Annotated in this window: 1 protein-coding gene and 1 pseudogene; one reads left to right on the top strand and one right to left on the bottom strand. The window is 67.8% G+C overall.

Features of this window, described 5'->3' with window-relative positions:
- Positions 1-289: cutinase family protein (locus tag A5646_RS16925; RefSeq protein ID WP_156765630.1), on the top strand; the 289-nt coding region annotated here is incomplete at its 5' end.
- Between the two features lie 21 nt (positions 290-310).
- Here A5646_RS16925 and A5646_RS16920 read toward each other — a convergent pair.
- A pseudogene (locus A5646_RS16920) lies at positions 311-706 on the bottom strand (aldehyde dehydrogenase); the annotation flags it as partial.
- Positions 707-782: the final 76 nt, after the last annotated feature.

The following is a 782-nucleotide window of genomic DNA, read 5'->3' as shown; positions in this document are numbered from 1 at the left end:
CAACCACGTCTCCTCGGTGGTGCTGTTCGGCATGCCCAACGTGCGGGCGATGAACTTCCTCAACGAACCGCCCGTGGTGATCGGCCCGGCGTATCAGGACAAGACCATCAAGGTGTGCGCCACCGAGGACCCGGTCTGTTCCGACGGGATGAATTTCGCCGCGCACGACACCTACGCCGACGACAGCGCGATGATCGACAAGGGAGTCTCGTTTGCCTCCAGCCACCTGGCCCTGGACGGCCCGGCCGCAACGGCGGTCGCGTCGCCGCGTGGCAGCTTCGGAGAGTAACCGCCTGCCCGGGGTTCCTGGCTAGTCCCTGATGAAGCCCTTGTTGCGCATCAGGGCATCGGCCAGGAATCCGTCGTGCGGAATGTGCGGGGCGTGCCACCACGTGGGGTGGTGGCCGCAGTAGACGTTGCCGACGGTCGGCTCGGCGATCAGATCGTCGATCAGCGCCTCGTCGCCGGTGATCGCGGTGACCACCAGCGAATGCCGTAATGGTTGGACCCCGTCGTGGCGCGACCAGGCCGACACCCACGCACACGGGAAGGGCAGCTCCAGGTTGAGCTGGTCCGGATCGGGTTGTGCCATCACATGCAGGGCCGGGCGCAGCGCGGCGTAGCCGTCGCCGAGTTCGGCGACCACCCGGTCGGCGCCGAGCAGCGGGGTCGACCCGACGGCCTTGGCCGCCAAGATGTTGGCGACCGCGCTGCGCCCGGCCCTGCATGTGATGGCACAACCCGATCCGGACCAGCTCAACCTGGAGCTGCCCTTCCCGTGT

This window comes from Mycobacterium sp. 1245499.0 (assembly GCF_001673615.1).
GTDB classification, from domain to species: Bacteria; Actinomycetota; Actinomycetes; order Mycobacteriales; family Mycobacteriaceae; genus Mycobacterium; species Mycobacterium europaeum_A.
Note: the sequence above shows the minus strand (reverse complement) of the source record. Positions and strands in the feature narration are given on the sequence as shown.